This is a genomic window from Paraburkholderia sp. MM5384-R2, from assembly GCF_014201025.1.
In the GTDB taxonomy this organism is placed as follows: Bacteria; Pseudomonadota; Gammaproteobacteria; order Burkholderiales; family Burkholderiaceae; genus Paraburkholderia; species Paraburkholderia tuberum.
Map to the genome: position 1 here is coordinate 26,119 of NZ_JACHDI010000007.1, position 15,552 is coordinate 41,670.

9 protein-coding genes and 1 pseudogene are annotated in these 15,552 nt (G+C 58.6%); 2 read left to right on the forward strand and 8 right to left on the reverse strand.

Going from position 1 to position 15,552, the window contains the following annotated elements; genetic code table 11:
* Nucleotides 1-41 precede the first annotated feature (41 nt).
* From HDG37_RS13740 to HDG37_RS13775, 8 genes are all read right to left on the reverse strand, one after another.
* The gene (locus HDG37_RS13740; protein WP_184048196.1) at nucleotides 42-1,550 is read right to left on the reverse strand and encodes a hypothetical protein; all 1,509 of its coding nucleotides are present in this window, start codon (nucleotides 1,548-1,550) and stop codon (nucleotides 42-44) included.
* Entirely contained in the window at nucleotides 1,525-3,651 is a 2,127-nt protein-coding gene (locus HDG37_RS40030) for a CHAT domain-containing protein (protein WP_184048199.1), read from the reverse strand. The genes HDG37_RS13740 and HDG37_RS40030 overlap by 26 nt, the downstream gene beginning before the upstream one ends.
* Before the next feature lie 44 nt (nucleotides 3,652-3,695).
* A complete protein-coding gene (locus HDG37_RS13750; RefSeq protein WP_184048202.1) occupies nucleotides 3,696-4,796 on the reverse strand; it encodes a CHAT domain-containing protein in 1,101 nt (366 codons plus the stop codon).
* A 34-nt stretch (nucleotides 4,797-4,830) separates the two neighbouring features.
* Nucleotides 4,831-8,445, reverse strand: coding sequence for a tetratricopeptide repeat protein (locus HDG37_RS13755; RefSeq protein ID WP_184048205.1), 3,615 nt, complete (start codon nucleotides 8,443-8,445; stop codon nucleotides 4,831-4,833).
* A 933-nt stretch (nucleotides 8,446-9,378) separates the two neighbouring features.
* Nucleotides 9,379-10,392 carry a tyrosine-type recombinase/integrase gene (locus tag HDG37_RS13760; RefSeq protein WP_184048208.1) on the reverse strand — a complete coding sequence of 338 codons (1,014 nt, stop codon included), beginning with the start codon at nucleotides 10,390-10,392 and terminating at the stop codon, nucleotides 9,379-9,381.
* The gene (locus HDG37_RS13765) at nucleotides 10,385-11,359 is read right to left on the reverse strand and encodes a tyrosine-type recombinase/integrase (RefSeq protein ID WP_184048211.1); all 975 of its coding nucleotides are present in this window, start codon (nucleotides 11,357-11,359) and stop codon (nucleotides 10,385-10,387) included. Before HDG37_RS13765 ends, HDG37_RS13760 begins: the two co-directional genes overlap by 8 nt.
* Nucleotides 11,356-12,309, reverse strand: coding sequence for a tyrosine-type recombinase/integrase (locus HDG37_RS13770; RefSeq protein WP_184048214.1), 954 nt, complete (start codon nucleotides 12,307-12,309; stop codon nucleotides 11,356-11,358). The genes HDG37_RS13765 and HDG37_RS13770 overlap by 4 nt, the downstream gene beginning before the upstream one ends.
* A gap of 764 nt (nucleotides 12,310-13,073) precedes the next feature.
* Entirely contained in the window at nucleotides 13,074-13,358 is a 285-nt protein-coding gene (locus HDG37_RS13775; protein ID WP_184048217.1) for a hypothetical protein, read from the reverse strand.
* A gap of 87 nt (nucleotides 13,359-13,445) precedes the next feature.
* Here HDG37_RS13775 and imuA point away from each other — a divergent pair.
* Together imuA and HDG37_RS13780 are read left to right on the forward strand one after the other, a co-directional pair.
* A pseudogene (gene imuA, locus HDG37_RS39235) lies at nucleotides 13,446-14,152 on the forward strand (translesion DNA synthesis-associated protein ImuA).
* Complete coding sequence (locus HDG37_RS13780; RefSeq protein WP_260334820.1) at nucleotides 14,082-15,551, forward strand: DNA polymerase Y family protein; 1,470 nt, start codon at nucleotides 14,082-14,084, stop codon at nucleotides 15,549-15,551. The pseudogene imuA and the gene HDG37_RS13780 overlap by 71 nt, the downstream one beginning before the upstream one ends.
* Nucleotide 15,552: the final 1 nt, after the last annotated feature.

Below are 15,552 nucleotides of genomic sequence, written 5' to 3' on the forward strand. Positions count from 1 at the left end.
CTCTCTTTACGAACTATGCGCAGGCGCGCTGTCACACGGCGCTACATCAACCATTCGATCAGGTGATCGCGCGTTGTGCTTTGCCGAAACAGATTGGAATGGTGAACCTGTGCATCCTCACCGAATGACAATATTCGGCTGGCCTTGAATTGCCCACCTGACCAGAGACTGACACCATCTGTGGGCACAACCACGTCATTTTTCTCTTTGCCGAAAATGATGTTCATAGTTCGGTCGGCCGCACGCATGGCGGTCAGCGCTTTATTGGACGACACGTAGTCGGCCTGAACCGCCGCATCCAAACCGTCGGGAACAGCGGAAAGGAGGGCCATCAGACTGCTGTCCGGCTTCTGGTCGTCCAACCCCGGTAGCTGCGGCATGACTTCGGCGACAAGAAGCTTTGCGGTCGCGAGGATGGCGTCCACGGTGACGTCAACAAATTCCGGCAGCAGGTTGCTCGCGGTCATCAGCATCTCGAGATAGAACTGCAAATGCGTGGGCTGAGCCAGCGACGTCCCCATGTTTGGCGTTGCACCGAAAATGATGCGGTCTACCTCGACCGTGACGCCATCGGGAATACGCCAATTCGTTCCCCAGTTGATCATCCCCTCGTCGTATACACCACGATCGACGTCGATCCGAAAGCGCTGCTTGAGTTGTGCCTCATTCATGTCACGCAATGCACGAGCAATGAGGCCGCCTCGACTGTGGCAAATGACATCAAGTGTGTGATGCCCCGGAGATAGCCGGTCAAACAGTTGCATTACGTTTGTGGCAACACCTGTTGCGAGGGTCGCGTGATCGAAGCCGTAAATGTGTTTCCCGTATCTTTCTCGTATACGCTGCTGAAACGCATCGTCTTCCGGTATGCCACTAAACGCCGCGGCAACACGACTGAAAGTGCCATGAATGAATAGCAATGAGCGATTCGCGACAGGAATGTGGGTGATTCCTGACTGAGCCTTTGGCACGAACAGCGATTCATTGTCCAGGACCCGAAGAGGCCGATGCGCAGCTTCCCACGCTCTCACAAGCGGAGGACCCACTCGTCTCGCCGCAGCCCCGACGACTTTCCACCCAATCACTTTGAGCACGTGCTTGGCGACTATGCCTCCAATTCCTCGGGTACCATCACCTGAAGCCTCAGCTACGCGCAACTCGACATCCACCCGTAGCACGGCGCCGCTGGAAGCGCGTACCCCCGGAGGTGGGCGAGTGTCAATTTCCGGAACGTGGATTGACACTCGCCCGTCCCCGTCGAAATATAGAACCAGCCGTCCATCTGCGTCGCTACATCCGGGTAGGCGTAGCGCCAGGCTCTTCTTCTCCTTGCGCTCCGGGTGTATATCGTTGACGACGACGGTACCCATCTCCCGTACGTCGCTGGACCGCAGTACCGTCGGAGTCAAGCCGGAACCGCTGCTTCGCGTGCCGGGCGAAGCAGGCGGATAGGTCTCGATCATGGCATCCAGACTGTCGGATGCGATAAGGATGTCGAGTCCGGGTAGCGCCGCCGAAATTCCGTCACGGTGAAGACGTAGTTGTGCCATGTGCTGTTACTCCATCGAAGGGTTCGTATTCGAGTTTCGCGAGGGGATGTCCCAGATAAAGGTACGCCAGATAGGTGAACAGTCTATTGTTGCTACTGAATTTCGCTCGAATCCGCTGCATGACCTCCCCAAGCGGGCGCTGCTCGGAGATGGCCAGTGTGTAGAACGTCTCGGCGATGTCGCGTGCATGCCTGTCGTAGACGCTCCACAGAGGGCCGACATAACCTCTATAACGCTGACCGAGTAACGCGCGTCCCCATCCCCCGTTGCTCCCTAGCGGTCCCTTTGCCGCCCGCCCGACATTGCATGCGTTAAAGAATGCGAAGACGGGGCGCAACTTACCCAACTGATTTCCCAGGTCGGTGCTCGCGCTATTGATGTCGTACAAAGCCGTGCGATTCGTCAATACAAGCCAGTTTCGACGTATCGCGTCTGTGCAGCAGTCTCCGTGTCCCGCAAAGTGGAGAATGCCCGCTCCTTCGGTTGGAGCCCCGGTTCTCATGAACTTGATGAAATCGTTCGCATTGTCCGGTAGCTCAAACGCTTGAAACTTTGTGCTTAGAAACTGCCTCTCCTGCTGCGCTTGTGGAAGCGGTGATTCGTCGTATGTCGGCGCCGCCACAACAAAACCCTTGAGATCGAGTCGTGCGTCGGGAACACTCGTTCCTGTTTCCAGCAGCCAGCGCCCCACGCGATGCGCGGATCCGAGAAGCAACGGCATGGCGTCGTCGACCACCTTCTCGGAGACCGGCATCAATTCCCAGGGGATATGCGTATCAGCGGTAATCAAAAGAATCGAAAATGCTTCAGATTCTGCGCCAGTCGATGTGTACCGGCCCAAGGCGGTCTCGTAGAGCATCCAGAATCGACGAGGGGCGCAATTCCGCAGCATCAAGAGATTGCTATAGAGTGCATTGACGGAAAGGGGCTTCAGGTTTCCATCGGTGTCCATGTGGTCTTCTGGCCACTCGCCTGGCATGCCGAACGGTGCGAGGTACTGCCGGACGAACTCTTCAGCGCCCAGATTGCGTGTCAAAAGCGGTTCAGCTCCCACGTCCGTCGCAGCAAGGTGGGGCGAATCAATCTGCCAAAGCAGTTGCTGCGGATCGACCTCGGATATCGTGATGGTGAAATCCACAGGGGGCAGATCCGTGCGTACGGCCACTGGCGTGAGGACCGGCGGCGATCGCGTCACGCCACGCTCGTCGAGCGGGTAGCCCGGGACAGGAGGGAACGCGCCGAGCAGCGTTGGCGCGACTGCCTCGTTCGACAGTACTTCGACGCGGCGAACTGCGTACCCCAGCAATTGGCCGTCCAACAGGAAGTGAACACGGAGCGTAGAGAAATATCGCGCTTCCATTCGATCACGCGGGCGCAACACGAATGTGCACGCGCCGGAGGCGCGCGCCTCGGGGTAGAAATTGACCTCACGTGTCCATCCGTCGGCGTTATGCGTTTCATCCAGACCGAAGTCGGGCGCGACAAGTCGGATCTGGACTTTCACGATGGCTTTGCCTGGCTCCACGAGGACCGCTAGGCCCGGTGCTGACAGATGAGGGCCCTCTTGCTGAGGTTGGTCTGAGAGTTTCACATCCAGCCTATAGGCGGTGTCCACATAGCCGTGATCGTCCCCGATGATATGTGGATAGGACGTGACCGAGTTCACGTCATTTGCGAGGGAATCGACTGTCGGTGAGATGACATCGTCGGACGTCAACGCGATCGCTTCGATTAGGTCCCTTGCGATCGCTACGAGATCTTCCTTTCTGCCATTTCCTTCCACCCGGCCGCAATGTTCCCGATCCTCTTCCAGCGCTCTGCTCAAATGCTGCCTAACACCGTTCGGCAGGTCACTTCGTTCTATGCCTTCCAGACTCTTTGCCAGAAGCGTCTTTATGTGTGTCTCCGCATGGGTGCCCCTAAAGCTCCGAAAGACGCGATTCACGCGAAGCACTAGCGATTTGTCGTCCTCTGTTGAGACAATCTCTTCGAGAAGGGCAAGCAACGTCTTCTTGAACTTTGGCCAGTCGTCGCCGACCAACTCGCGCAATTGGGCGAGATTCTCAAAAACCTGCTCGAGAAAACGAATCGAGTTTTGCACGAACGATTTCCTCAACGTTTGGAATCGGGCCGCTATCGACGTTGTCACCAAGCCCCGGTAAACGCGAACGCAGCCCAATAGAAGGGGTGAGCAAACGGGCGCTCCGAATCATTCATGGCAGCAAATCGCGTGAAACTCTCAGACGCCGTTGCAAGGTCCATCCGCGTATGCATCAGATGCGCGTCTTCGTGTTCAGCGAAACGCTGAGCGAGCTCGCTCGCGCTAATGCTACGCAGCCATATCTGAGCTCCTCGCAAGGCATCCGGAATGGCCAACCCTCGCAAGTGGAGCTTATAGAACTGCTCCATGAGCAACATCGTGGAAAGGTCATTGACCGACCAAAGAGTGCTCACGACCGCAGGCGATCCTGCCTGGAGGAAGCCTGTCGACAACCCAAGATATTCATCGGGCGACCGAAAGATATCAGCTAGGCCCGTTTCACACGCAGATAGCGTCACAAGTCGACTCGAGCCCAGATCCATGTCCGCAATGATCTCGCCCAGCGTTAGCGGTTCCGCGGACGCGAGATATAGCCTGGACTGCATCGGCTGATTCCACGCGTACAGACCGTGGCAGGCGAAATGGACATAGTGCGCGTCGGCGCGTTTAACTTCCTCAACGGTGGCTCGGTCACCGCAAATAACGGTGGAATTGTCCGCTCCAAACAGACACTCCAACTGCTCGCCTTCGACGGGCGCGTACGGTAAATCGCACGTTGGGTTGATCGCTGCAAACAGGGTTCGCCCTACTCTTCGCGTCTGATAGAGACGCGATTTACCAAGTCGAAGCGTGGAGATGCTCGGCACGTAAGAAATGCTGTACTCGTCTATAAGGTAGCGCTTTTCGCCCCCCACGTTCCGCCATGCGGCGTGTAACGGCAATAGTCCGAGACGTCCCTGGACCATAAAGAGGATATGCTGGACTTTGAGTTGATCGAGTTCCTGCGCAATTGCGCTAACCAATCTCACCCACAATGCCTCGCCGCTGAATTCGATCGCGTCGAACCATGCACCTATATTGTCACGTGCACCTAGATACGCTCCCAACCATCCTCCCCAGTCCGACCTCCCTTCCGGACCGGTGACCAGGAGGTTGAGGTCTGCTTCCGTCCATCCATCCAACCACGCTATGTTGTCGGGTCCCACCGTGACAGTGCCGCCTGGCACGATAAAAACTGCGCTACCTTGCGACGTCACCACAGGGGCAACTAACGCAGACCCCATCCGGGATAGCGGCGAGGATTGCAGAGATGTCCAGCGCCTCCGGCAGCAAATGTGGGCGTGACCGGCGAATGCATGTGATGGCTTCGTTCAGACGCGTCCGGGCATTCTCGAGCTGTACCCACAGCGCATGCTCGTTATTACGATCTAGTGTCTGCTGGCCTTCGCGAATTTCTGCTTCGATTTGCCGGACAGCGTCGCGCGATTGAATAAACGGGTACCTCTGGTCGTCCGACAATTCGCTTACGTCGAGGTCGTTGACCGTCAAGGTCTGCGATAGCACTTGCGTCTTGCCGAGCTCAAGATGAACCAGTGCCTCATCAAACTGCTCGAGCTTGAGCAGCGCGTAGGAGACTCGCGGATATGCCGGAGACATTTCTTGCGTCTCCACGGATCGGGCCAAGTCTGTATAGGCCTCCGTCAACATGAGCTTCCCTGCGCGCACGGCTTTTCTATAGGCTGAAACAGCCTCGGCCCACTGTCGCCGTTCGAAGTGCATATCCCCAAGGAACTGCTGTCCCTTTTGCGTCAATGCCGGAGACCTATCGAGGGTAATCATTTCGAGCGCAAGATGTGCGTGCTCGACGGCAAGCTTGAAATTCTCCGTTCCTTCGCCAACCGGTCGGCCGTTGAAGAGATATGCCAAACTCAGGTGAAACTTCCACCAACGCAGGTCGTCTTCGTCCTTCTTTATCAGTGCAATGGCCTGCTTGTAGTATTCGATAGCCTTTTCATAGTTGGCAGCCCGGTCGCCTATGGTACGGCGCCTGAATGCCTCCGCCAAATCGGCGAGTAGCGCCGACTGACTCCATTTATCGTCCTGCTTTGCGGTTAGTGTTCGGGCACTTTCGGCGTAGTCGATGGCCCGTTCGATATTTTTGTCACGTTCTCCCTCTGTTCTGTGCGTGTAGGCAAGTGCTAACCCGTGCTGAATCTCGATCCACTGCTTTGGCATTTCCTGCTGTCTGCACACGCCAAGGGCCCGTTCAAGGCACCTGATGCTCTCTTCAGTATTGTCCCCTGTCCTGCCTTTGTAGCGAACGCGATACAAAATGCCCAGGCCTATCAGTTCATTTACCCATTGCAAAGGCGTCAGTGTCGGATTGAATACCTCGAGCGCCGCTTCACTATAGCTAATCGCGCGCTCGAGGTTGTCGGCCCTTGCCCCACGAACTCGCATGCTATAGGTTTCGGCCAAAAGGGAGTGCAACGCCGCCCAGCGAGGCGGGAAATCCTCTCTACTAAAGAACTCAAGCGCCTGCTGAGAATATTGGATGGCAATCTCCCAATTCTCTGCGTAATCACCGAGGTTGCGGTGTCGGAAGAGACCTGCGAGGTTCCATACCACGTTTGCCCGCAGTAGAGGATTGTTGTGGCGTGTATTGAGCGTAAGAGCCTGCTGGCAATAGGTAATTGCTCGCTCAAGATCATCGGGGCTGTTGGGGCGTCGCCGCATGCAGGCCTCACCGAGATGGGCCAGCACGACAGCCTGGTTGGCGTGATCTGAATCTCGCACATAGACATTCAGTGCGTTCTCGAGGCACGCCGTCGCACGGTCGAAGTTTTCGGCATGCTCGCCCCGCTCGGTACTCAGGTATGCGGCTCCCAAGTTACTGTTTGCTTTTGCCCATTCGCTCGAATGCTCGTTTTGATCGAAGATTTCGATTGCCTGTTCGCAGTGAGCGATTGCTTCGTCGGCATTCTGGTCTTCGTCGCCTTCCGTGCGCTCCTGAAACCAAGCGCCGAGATCATTGTGGACAAGACCCGATACGATCGGATTTGCGTGGCGTGTAATGGTATGCAATGCCTGCTGTGCATGCCAGATGGCTTGTTCAATACTGTCGTCCCGCTTGCCCTGACCGCGCCCTCGTAACATTCGAGCAAGTTCATGGTGGGCGAGACCCCAGTGCGTCGGATGGACATCCTCGGAAAATTCGGTCAACGAGTTCTCATAGTGAAGAATCGCAAGCTCGATATTGCTAGCCTTATCACCGATAACGCGGTTCGCGTACGCCCTTGCAAGCACTAGCTCAGCGAGCGCCCAGTCTTCTGGCATCTCCTCGCGGGTCAGGACAGTCAAGGCCGCGTTTAAATGAAGAATCGCTTCCTCGATATTGTCCGATTGGACGCCAAGTACGCGCCTTAAATACGTGGCTGCGATATTGGCGTGGGCGACCGCCCACTCTTCGTGATCTGCAATCCTTGCACAAACGTCGAGCAACGCTTCATAGCAGGCTATCGCCTGTTCGAGGTTTTCCGATGGATCGCCGCTCCTGCGTTCCCGGTAGGAAGCTGCTAGCTGTTTGGTCAAAGTGACCCACGCCTCAGGTTCTCCGCTTTGCGAAAATACCTGTAAGGCTGCTTGGGCGTGCTCGATGGCTCGTTCTACGTTATCCGATCGCTCCCCAAGCACACGCTCGTTGTAGGCGCTTGCGAGCTCGCCTTCAATCGCCGCTCGTTCGGTCCGTTCGACATCTTCGGAATACGATTCGAGTGCGCTGCGAAAAAGTGCGATTGCCTTTTCAAGGTCATCGGATCGGTTGTCACTCACACGAACCAGGAGTGCTTTCGCGTAAAGACCTTCAATCCTGGCACGCCGCTCGACGCTCAAAATTTCATCCGGCATCTGGAGCAGTTGCGAGTAGCATTGAGTCGCCTCTTCAAGATGGACTTGCCGGTCCCCCCGACTAAGGTCACGGAGTGCCTCGGCGACGCTGTACTGGATACTGATCCATTGCTGGGGATGTGTCGCGCGCGTATAGACCCGCCGGGCCGACTTGAAGTGGGCGATAGCCCTCTCAAGATTGTCGTTGCGGTCCCCGTTGGGCCGGTTACGATATAGATTGGCGAGATCCACTTGCGCCTTTGCCCAAGGCACAGGACTGCCTTGCTCGGTGGCGACTTGAAACACGCACTCGTATGCGGCGATCGACCGCTCGATGTTGTCGGCCTTCACACCGAATGAACGATCGCGGTAAGCAACGCCGAGATTTCCCTGGGTTGTCGCCCAGCTAAGAGGAAACGCAACGGGGTTGAAGATGTCGAGCGCCTTCGTATAGTGCTCGATTGCCCGCTCCAGATTCTCGCCCATGTTCCCGCCGGATCGGGTGTGATATGCGTTGGCGAGGTTTGCCTCCGCCATCGCCCAATCCTGCGGGTGACGCTCTTTCGTTAATCCTTTAAGTGCCAGTTCAAAGTGCTGAATGGCGTTCTCGAGATTTTCTTCGTGAGAGCCGAAGGGGCTCTGCGAGAGGCAGCGGGCGAGTTCGTTGTGAAGCAGGGCGCATCGCTCGGGATCGCGTTCACGATCAACCATGTCCAAGGCAACGCTGCAAAGCTGGATACGCCGTGGAATATCGGCCACATTGGCCAAAGGGACGGAAAGCTCAGCGAAGATATCCTGCAGTGTGATGGCATTCAACGTCGCGATGAGCGCCGGATACTTGGCTATTGATTGATCGAATGACGTTCGGTCTCGTGAGTCACACAGCAGCTGGATAAAAATCTGCCTCTCCTTGGGAGGGAGGCGAGCCATCAAAGCTTGCAGCTGCTGGTTCGATTCCGACGTAATCATCGCATCTCCCACACGCCCTTCCGTGCGTCCCGCGTACGACGCGCCTTTTAGTGCAATAAACGCAAGGCCCTTCTTGCTGCAAGGATTTAGGGTCGCGCGAAAGGTACACGCCAAGGCGACGAACAGTCTAGAGTATGGAGCTAGTCGCGACGTTGATGCATCAGTATATTTATACTACCGACGGTTGTATCGACAGTGCGATGACACACAAATACCATGGGACGCGTGGCCCGTCAGGAGGATGTGGCGGTGCCTTACCACGCTGCGCTGACCGAATGCACGCGCGAGCGTGTCCCGCTGGACTGGGCGCCGACACAAGCCAACCTCAGGGCCGCACTCTCTAGGCCGGGCGAGCGGGGAAGCGGCACGGCTCTCCTGGAGGAAGCAGTGGCTGCCTTTCAGACGGCGCTGACTGAACCCAGCGCCTGTGCTTTCGACTGGGCCGATGCTAGCTGAATTTAAAGGTGGAGGAGCAACTTACTTAAAGCTATATTTCTCGACCGTGAACGGCCGCTTCGACACGGATGCTGTTGAAAAAGTCGCGGCAGTAGGTTAGCCCCCGCCGGCCAGAAAATCGACCTCTCAGATCGGCCTACAAGCCGTTCGCGGGCCTCGGTCAAGGGTAAAAACCTCGCGATGCAGACCGCCGCCGACTTTTTCAACAGCATCCATTAGAAGCGGCCGTCCAGTCGGAGCCACCCGGAAGGACCGCTATCGGGTCGAAAGTACGAATTCGGCTTCCGGAGACCTGTCATTCGCGACCGCCGACGCGCGAATGTCAGGAAAGCGATCCTTAGCCGCTTGACCAACACCGATACTCGAATGACGGCAATGGCCGATTATGCCAAGTCGTTGATTATGGAAAGTAGCCGGCCGGCGCCCCCCCAGAGAGCCGATGGGCAGCGGCCAGTTCGAATTCCAGCCTTTGCATAATTACAGTGCCTTCAGGAAGTTGATCAGCGAGTCCGGTGCCCGATAGCGCTGAATTCCGGTCTGCGGTTCGTGAAGCCTGGCCAGAGCACGTTCCTTCATGTTGAGATCGGCTTCGACATAGTGGTGCGTCGTGATGGGGCTCTCATGTCCGAGCCATAGTGCAATGACGCTGATGTCGACACCTGCCTGAAGTAAATGCATGGCGGTGGCGTGACGGACGGTATGAGGCGATACATGTCGCTTTGCAAGGCTGGGGCAGGTTCCGGCTGCGTTCCCGGTAGCCACTGTTAGCCTCAATGCAACATTGGCTCTCGTCATTGCATGGCCATTCCGGTTCGGAAACAGCGGCGATGTGGGTTGGAATTCAGGATTTACCTTCAGCCATACCCGTATCGTCTTCGCAGTTGACCGCCACAACGGGACGCTGCGCTGCTTTCGTCCTTTGCCACGCAAATGGACGCAGGCAGAACCCTCGTCCAGGACCACGTCGCCAACTTTTACCCCGATGATCTCCGAGACACGCGCTCCGGTGTTGTACATCAGCAGGAACAGCGCATGATCGCGTTGGCTTAGCCAGGAATCATCCGGCTTACCGATCACAGCCAGCATCTCTTCGCGCGACAGATAGCTAAGCGTTGGGCGCTCGAAGCGCTTGACTGGAACGCCCAAGGCGCATTCGATCACGTGCAATGACGCTACATCGCGATGCGCTGCGAACTTCAGGAACGAGCGAAGCGCCGCGAGTCGCGCATTGCGACTGCGCACGCAATTGTGCCGCTGGCGTTCCAGATGATCGAGGAAGCCCATGATCAGTTCCGGCGTCATATCCGCCAGTGTCATCGTGGCTGGCGACTTGACCAGGCGCGCCTCGGCGAACTCAAGGAAGAGGACGAAGCTGTCGCGATAGGCGGCTATGGTATGTGCACTAAGCGCTCGCTGCTGGGTGAGGTATTCGGCGAACCACGCTTGCACGAGCGCTGCAAACGAAGGCGGTGCCTTGGATCGCCTATTCATTGCCGTCTCCCGCGACATCGGCGAAACGCTCGAACCTGGCGCCGGCGACGGCCATCAGTTCCGGAACTGCCGTCAGATACCAGTACGTGTAGAAGATTTCCGCATGGCCCATATAGGTTGATAGCGCCAGCATCATCTGATCGATGTCGGTGCCCTCGGCATGCCAGAGCATCATGCGACGCACCGCAAAGGTATGTCGCAGATCATGAAGCCGGGGCGCTGCGTGGGCACCACGATTCACCCAGCCGAGGCTGTCACGCAGCGCGTTGAAGACACGTTGAGCCTGTCGTTCACCAAGAGGTTGTCCCAACCGCTGGCCACGGCTGCTGACCAGGAACGACATGCTGGGGTTCGTGGCAACCTGCCGTTCGCGCTGCCGCCGGTACCGCGCTAACGCGGCAACCGTGCTCGTATGAATGGGCAACTGTCGGGACTTGGCGAACTTGGTCTGCCGCACAGTCAGCATCCCGCGCTTCAGATCGACATCGGCATCGCGTAGGTGGATGGCCTCCGAGATTCGCAACCCGGTTGAGGCCATCAGGCCAAACAGGGTCTCATACGTCGCTGGGCGCAGACTCCCCTTTGGCCCGAGCCGACGGGCCGCAGCCAGCAATGCAATGACTTCCTCTTCATGGAAGATGTGCGGGGCGACGCGTGCCCGCTCAGGGCCGAAGACCGGTTCCTCCGGAATCTCAGTGTCAGGCTCGAACTGCCTCAGGTAGCGGGCGAAGTGGCGAACAATCGCTAAACGTGCAGCCCAGGTAGCAGGGGTGTCATGGTGCCATTTATCCTGTCGCGCCCAATCCGCCATGAGCTCTGTCGTCAGCGCTCCACGATGATTCAGGCTCGCGACATAACGGGCGAAGCTGGCTAATAGCGTGCTCCGCGAGCGCAACTCGAAACCCAAACGGTGCCGTTCGGCAAGGTAGTTGTCGATCCTCTTCTGCAAGCTGACCCGTGCGCTCATGATTGGCTCCCGGGCCACGGCAGGGCAACAGCCGCCAGCTTCGGCGTGTCGAGCTTGGCGTAGATCAGGGTGGTATTGAGCGAACGGTGGCGCAGCAGGTCGGCTACTTCCTTGAGCGAACTGCCGTTCTCAACCAGGCGGCATGCCAGGGTATGTCGAAGCGCGTGAGCACTGTGGTGTGGCAAGCCGATGCGACAGCAGGCCCGTTTGATCACCTTCTGGATCGCCCTGGGCGTAATCGGCTGGTCTCGCTCCGTCACCTGCCGGACGAAGATCGCCGGATGGCCGCTCATCGGACGCTCATGTTGCAGATAGTCAGCGAGTGCCTGCCCGGTTTCCATCGGCAGCGGTAGTACGTCCTGCCGCAGCGACTTTGTGCCCCTCAACGTCGCTGTGCCTGCGCGCCAGTCGATGTCGCTGATCATGAGTTGCGCGATTTCGGCAGAACGCAGGCCCATGTCCAGCGCCAGACGGACAATCGCATAGCTACGCTTCGGCCAGCGGCGAGCGCCTGCAACCGCGCCCAGGAGGTACTCAACTTCCTCTGGCGCGAGCGCGCGTGGCAGCGATGCGAGCTTCCAATGGACGGGATTCAGGATGACGGCGCTGAGCTTGCAGACCTGGTCGCCGCACGTCGCCCGGTAACGCAAATAACTGCGTAAGGTACAAGCCAGTTGAGAAGCATAGGAGGCCGAGCCTCCGGCCCCTGACTGTGACGAAAGGAACCGACGAATATCGTCAGGGCGCAGCTTTCTCGGATCGACTGCGCGCCGCTCGAAATTCTGTCGCAAGAACAAACCGACTATGCGGAGTTGATTACTCCGTGTTGTGGCTGCCAGTCCCCGCGCATCGTGCAGATACGCATCGTAGCGGCGCAATTCGTCAGCAATGTGAGTCGGAAGTGGTCTACAAGACCGGGCCCCGGCTTCGTGCAAACTGGTTGGCTTCATAACGGTCCCCTGAAGTGGAACCGTTACTCCAGATCAACGCTGAAATTATGTCGAGTTCCCGGCTGAACCGCCTGCTGCCGGCCCCTTGTTTGCCGGGCCTCGTCGGCAATCGGCTCGGCTACTTTCCATAATCAACGACTTTGCATAATCGGCCTTATGCGAAGCTTTCCATAAGGACGATGAAGCAACATTCGTCCTCGCGAATTGAATGGCCGCCTGCTGGATGCATGCGACGTCCGAGCCACGGAGCGGGCGAATGACGCTCCGTGGCCCGCACTGAGACAGATGATGACAGACGGAGCTCGCCCCTCTTCTGCCGTTCGTGATCGACTACTTGCCTGAAGGACTCATGCTCTCGATCAGAGAGGGGCCTTCCCAGGCGGACCTTTCTTATCGGACCACTTCGACCAGCGCTCCCCCATCGTGCACGCGGAGCACATTCCCTTCGGGCGTCATTATTCGGGGAAGATCTGTCGCGCGCGGCATAGCGGCCTTACCAGGGCCATTCCCCGCGCGTTTGTTCGGCAAGGACCTCGTTACCGGATCGGCGACCCGGCGCGGTGTAGCTTTCGATACGTGATGTGAGAGCACCGCAACCTTGCCTGGTTTAGGCTTGCCGTTCCCGGATGGCTGCATCCGCGCTTCAGGCGGGTTCCAGATTTCAACGTAGTGTTCGCCTGCGGCTGCGGTCGAAGCAAATGCAAGCAGCATTGCGCCCACACTGAAAGATCGAAACATATTCTCTCCGTATAACCTCGTGCCGTTCACGCCCGGCACGATTTCGCGGTACCGACACATGACCCGTCGCAGTCGCCACAGTAGTGACGGTTCCGCACCGCCCCGTCGACACGCCACACGTTGGCTTGCGCTGGCGTAGAGGTGCCAACAGTGCGGCCATTTTCGCACGCGTAAAACGTCGGTTCTCCTGCCTTGCCGCGGCGGATGGCTTCATCGATTTCCGGCTCGCCGAACGCCGCTTTCATCCCGGCAACAAATGCCGCAATTTCCGGCATCGGATGGCTGACAGGCTTGCGAACGCGTCTGTCCATCTGAACTCCCCGAAAAAAAGTGCCTGTTCATCGCTACGGATTTGCGTGTAGGATACTGTATATCCATACAGGCATTCGCGCAATCCAATGACCGCCACATCACCCGTCCCGGAAGCCATACACCCATCCCTGTGGCGGGCGTCGCAGCTTGCGCGCGGCCGGGGCAGGACGGTCGAGACCGGCTACCCGGCCCTTTCAGCCGAGCTGCCCGGCGGCGGATGGCCGATCGGCGCGCTCGTTGACCTGCTGGTCCAGCAGGCCGGCGTGGGAGAGATGCGGTTGCTTCGGCCGGCGATCTGCACACTGGGTAAACGGCAGTTGCAATGGTTCAGCCGCCGCACGTGCCGAACGGCCCCGGTCTCGAGTACATCGGTCTTTCCCCAGAACAGCTGCTGCAGATCCGCGCCGCGAAGACGGCCGATGCTTTGTGGTCAGCCGAGCAGATTCTGCGTGCCGGAAGCTGCGGCGCACTCCTGTTCTGGACGCAGTACGTCCAGACGTCTTCACTGCGGCGGCTTCATCTGGCCGCCCAGTCTTCGGAGACGCTTTTTTTCATGGTTCGCCCATTGGCGGCCGCGCAGGATGCGTCCCCCGCCGTTTTACGACTGGCGCTAAGGCCAGAGCGCGACGGCCTGACCGTCGATATTGCGAAGCGACGAGGTCCAGCACGCGCAGACCCTCTGTCCATTCCTCTTCAACCAACCCCTGTTCTGTTTTCACACCATGCGCGTATTTCTCGCCGTCCACTTGCCCCGGTTGCAGCTCGAGGTCTTCCGGCCACGGTGGCTGCCTGAACCTGCGCACGGCTGCGTGGTCCTGGATCGCGACAAGGTGCTCATTGCCGACGGGGTTGCGAGGTCAGCGGGCGTACGGGTCGGCATGAAACGCGGCGGAGTGCTGACGCTCGCGCCGGAAGTGGCGCTGCACGAGCGCGACCCCAGCCGGGAATATGCGGCACAACGCGAGGTCGCTGTTGCGCTCATGCAATTTTCGCCAGATGTCGCCCTGCTCGACGAGGCTGTCGTGGTTGTCGACATCGGCGCGAGCCTGCGTCTGTTCGGCGGTCTGCTTGCGGTGTGCCGCCAGGCCAAAGCGATTCTCGAAGCGATCGGGCTAACCGCATGCATCAGCGCGGCACCGACCGGGCAAGGCGCGTGGTTGCTCGCCAAGCACCGCAACCGGCGCGTCCTCAAGATCGACTCGCTCGAGCGGCAACTGTCCGCATTGTCATTGCTGTCAGTGCCGGAAATACGGCCGTTCGCGGACTGGTTCACGGGACTTGGCTGCGAAACGATTGCCGACGTGCGACGGCTGCCGCGTGCCGGACTGCAACGCCGTTGCGGCGAGCACCTCCTTGATTCGCTGGACCGCGCTTTCGGCACGGCACCTGAACTCTTTGATTGGCTGGAACTGCCGCCGACGTTCTCCGCACGCATTGAAATGCCCGACCGCATCGAACACGCGGAAGCCGCCCTCTTTGGCGCGCATCGTCTCGTCGTCCAGTTATGTGGCTGGCTGTGTGCAAAACAGCTGGCGCTGACAGGCGCAACCCTCCTGCTGGAACACGAGCGCGGAAGGCAGGCAATCGAGCCAACCTCAATCGAGATCGCGCTGGGCGAGCCGACCTGGCGCGAGGACCATCTTGTCCGGCTCATCAGGGAGCGCCTTGGACGGATCGAACTGACCGCGCCAGTCATTGCGCTGCGGCTCGATGCGGCCAGTGTGCAACCTGCGGCGCCCGCATCGGACACGCTGTTTCCGGAACCTGGCGGCTCAGCTGAGGATCACGCCCGTCTGGTCGAATTGCTGGTTGCACGGCTCGGTGAAGGGAACGTACTCCGCCCTGCCCCAACCGCGGATTACCGGCCGGAGATTGCCAATCGGTGGGTGCCTGTCGCCAGTGCGTCGAAAAGCACCGTGCTGCCTGAAGGACTTCCGCGACCGACATGGCTTCTGGAAAAGCCGGTGCGTCTTCTTATGCGCAAACACCGGCCGTTTTACGGCTCGCCGCTGCGCATGGTATCTCCAGGCGAGCGCATCGAGGCTGGGTGGTTTGACGGCGAACTGGTGACCCGGGACTACTTCGTCGCCCAGAGCGAAGACCAGAGCTGCGTCTGGATATACCGCGAACGCGTTAGCAGCCGGGACGCAGAAGAAGACCAGCGGTGGTTCCTGCATGGCCTGTTCGGATGAC

Excerpts from the sequence above, each read along its gene's own strand:
- HDG37_RS13765 (WP_184048211.1), bottom strand. The coding sequence starts at position 11,359 with ATGAGCGCACGGGTCAGCTTGCAGAAGAGGATCGACAACTACCTTGCC.
- HDG37_RS13740 (WP_184048196.1), bottom strand. The coding sequence starts at position 1,550 with ATGGCACAACTACGTCTTCACCGTGACGGAATTTCGGCGGCGCTACCC.
- HDG37_RS13775 (WP_184048217.1), bottom strand. The coding sequence starts at position 13,358 with ATGGACAGACGCGTTCGCAAGCCTGTCAGCCATCCGATGCCGGAAATT.
- HDG37_RS13780 (WP_260334820.1), top strand. The coding sequence starts at position 14,082 with ATGCGCGTATTTCTCGCCGTCCACTTGCCCCGGTTGCAGCTCGAGGTC.
- HDG37_RS13770 (WP_184048214.1), bottom strand. The coding sequence starts at position 12,309 with ATGAAGCCAACCAGTTTGCACGAAGCCGGGGCCCGGTCTTGTAGACCA.
- HDG37_RS13755 (WP_184048205.1), bottom strand. The coding sequence starts at position 8,445 with ATGATTACGTCGGAATCGAACCAGCAGCTGCAAGCTTTGATGGCTCGC.
- HDG37_RS13760 (WP_184048208.1), bottom strand. The coding sequence starts at position 10,392 with ATGAATAGGCGATCCAAGGCACCGCCTTCGTTTGCAGCGCTCGTGCAA.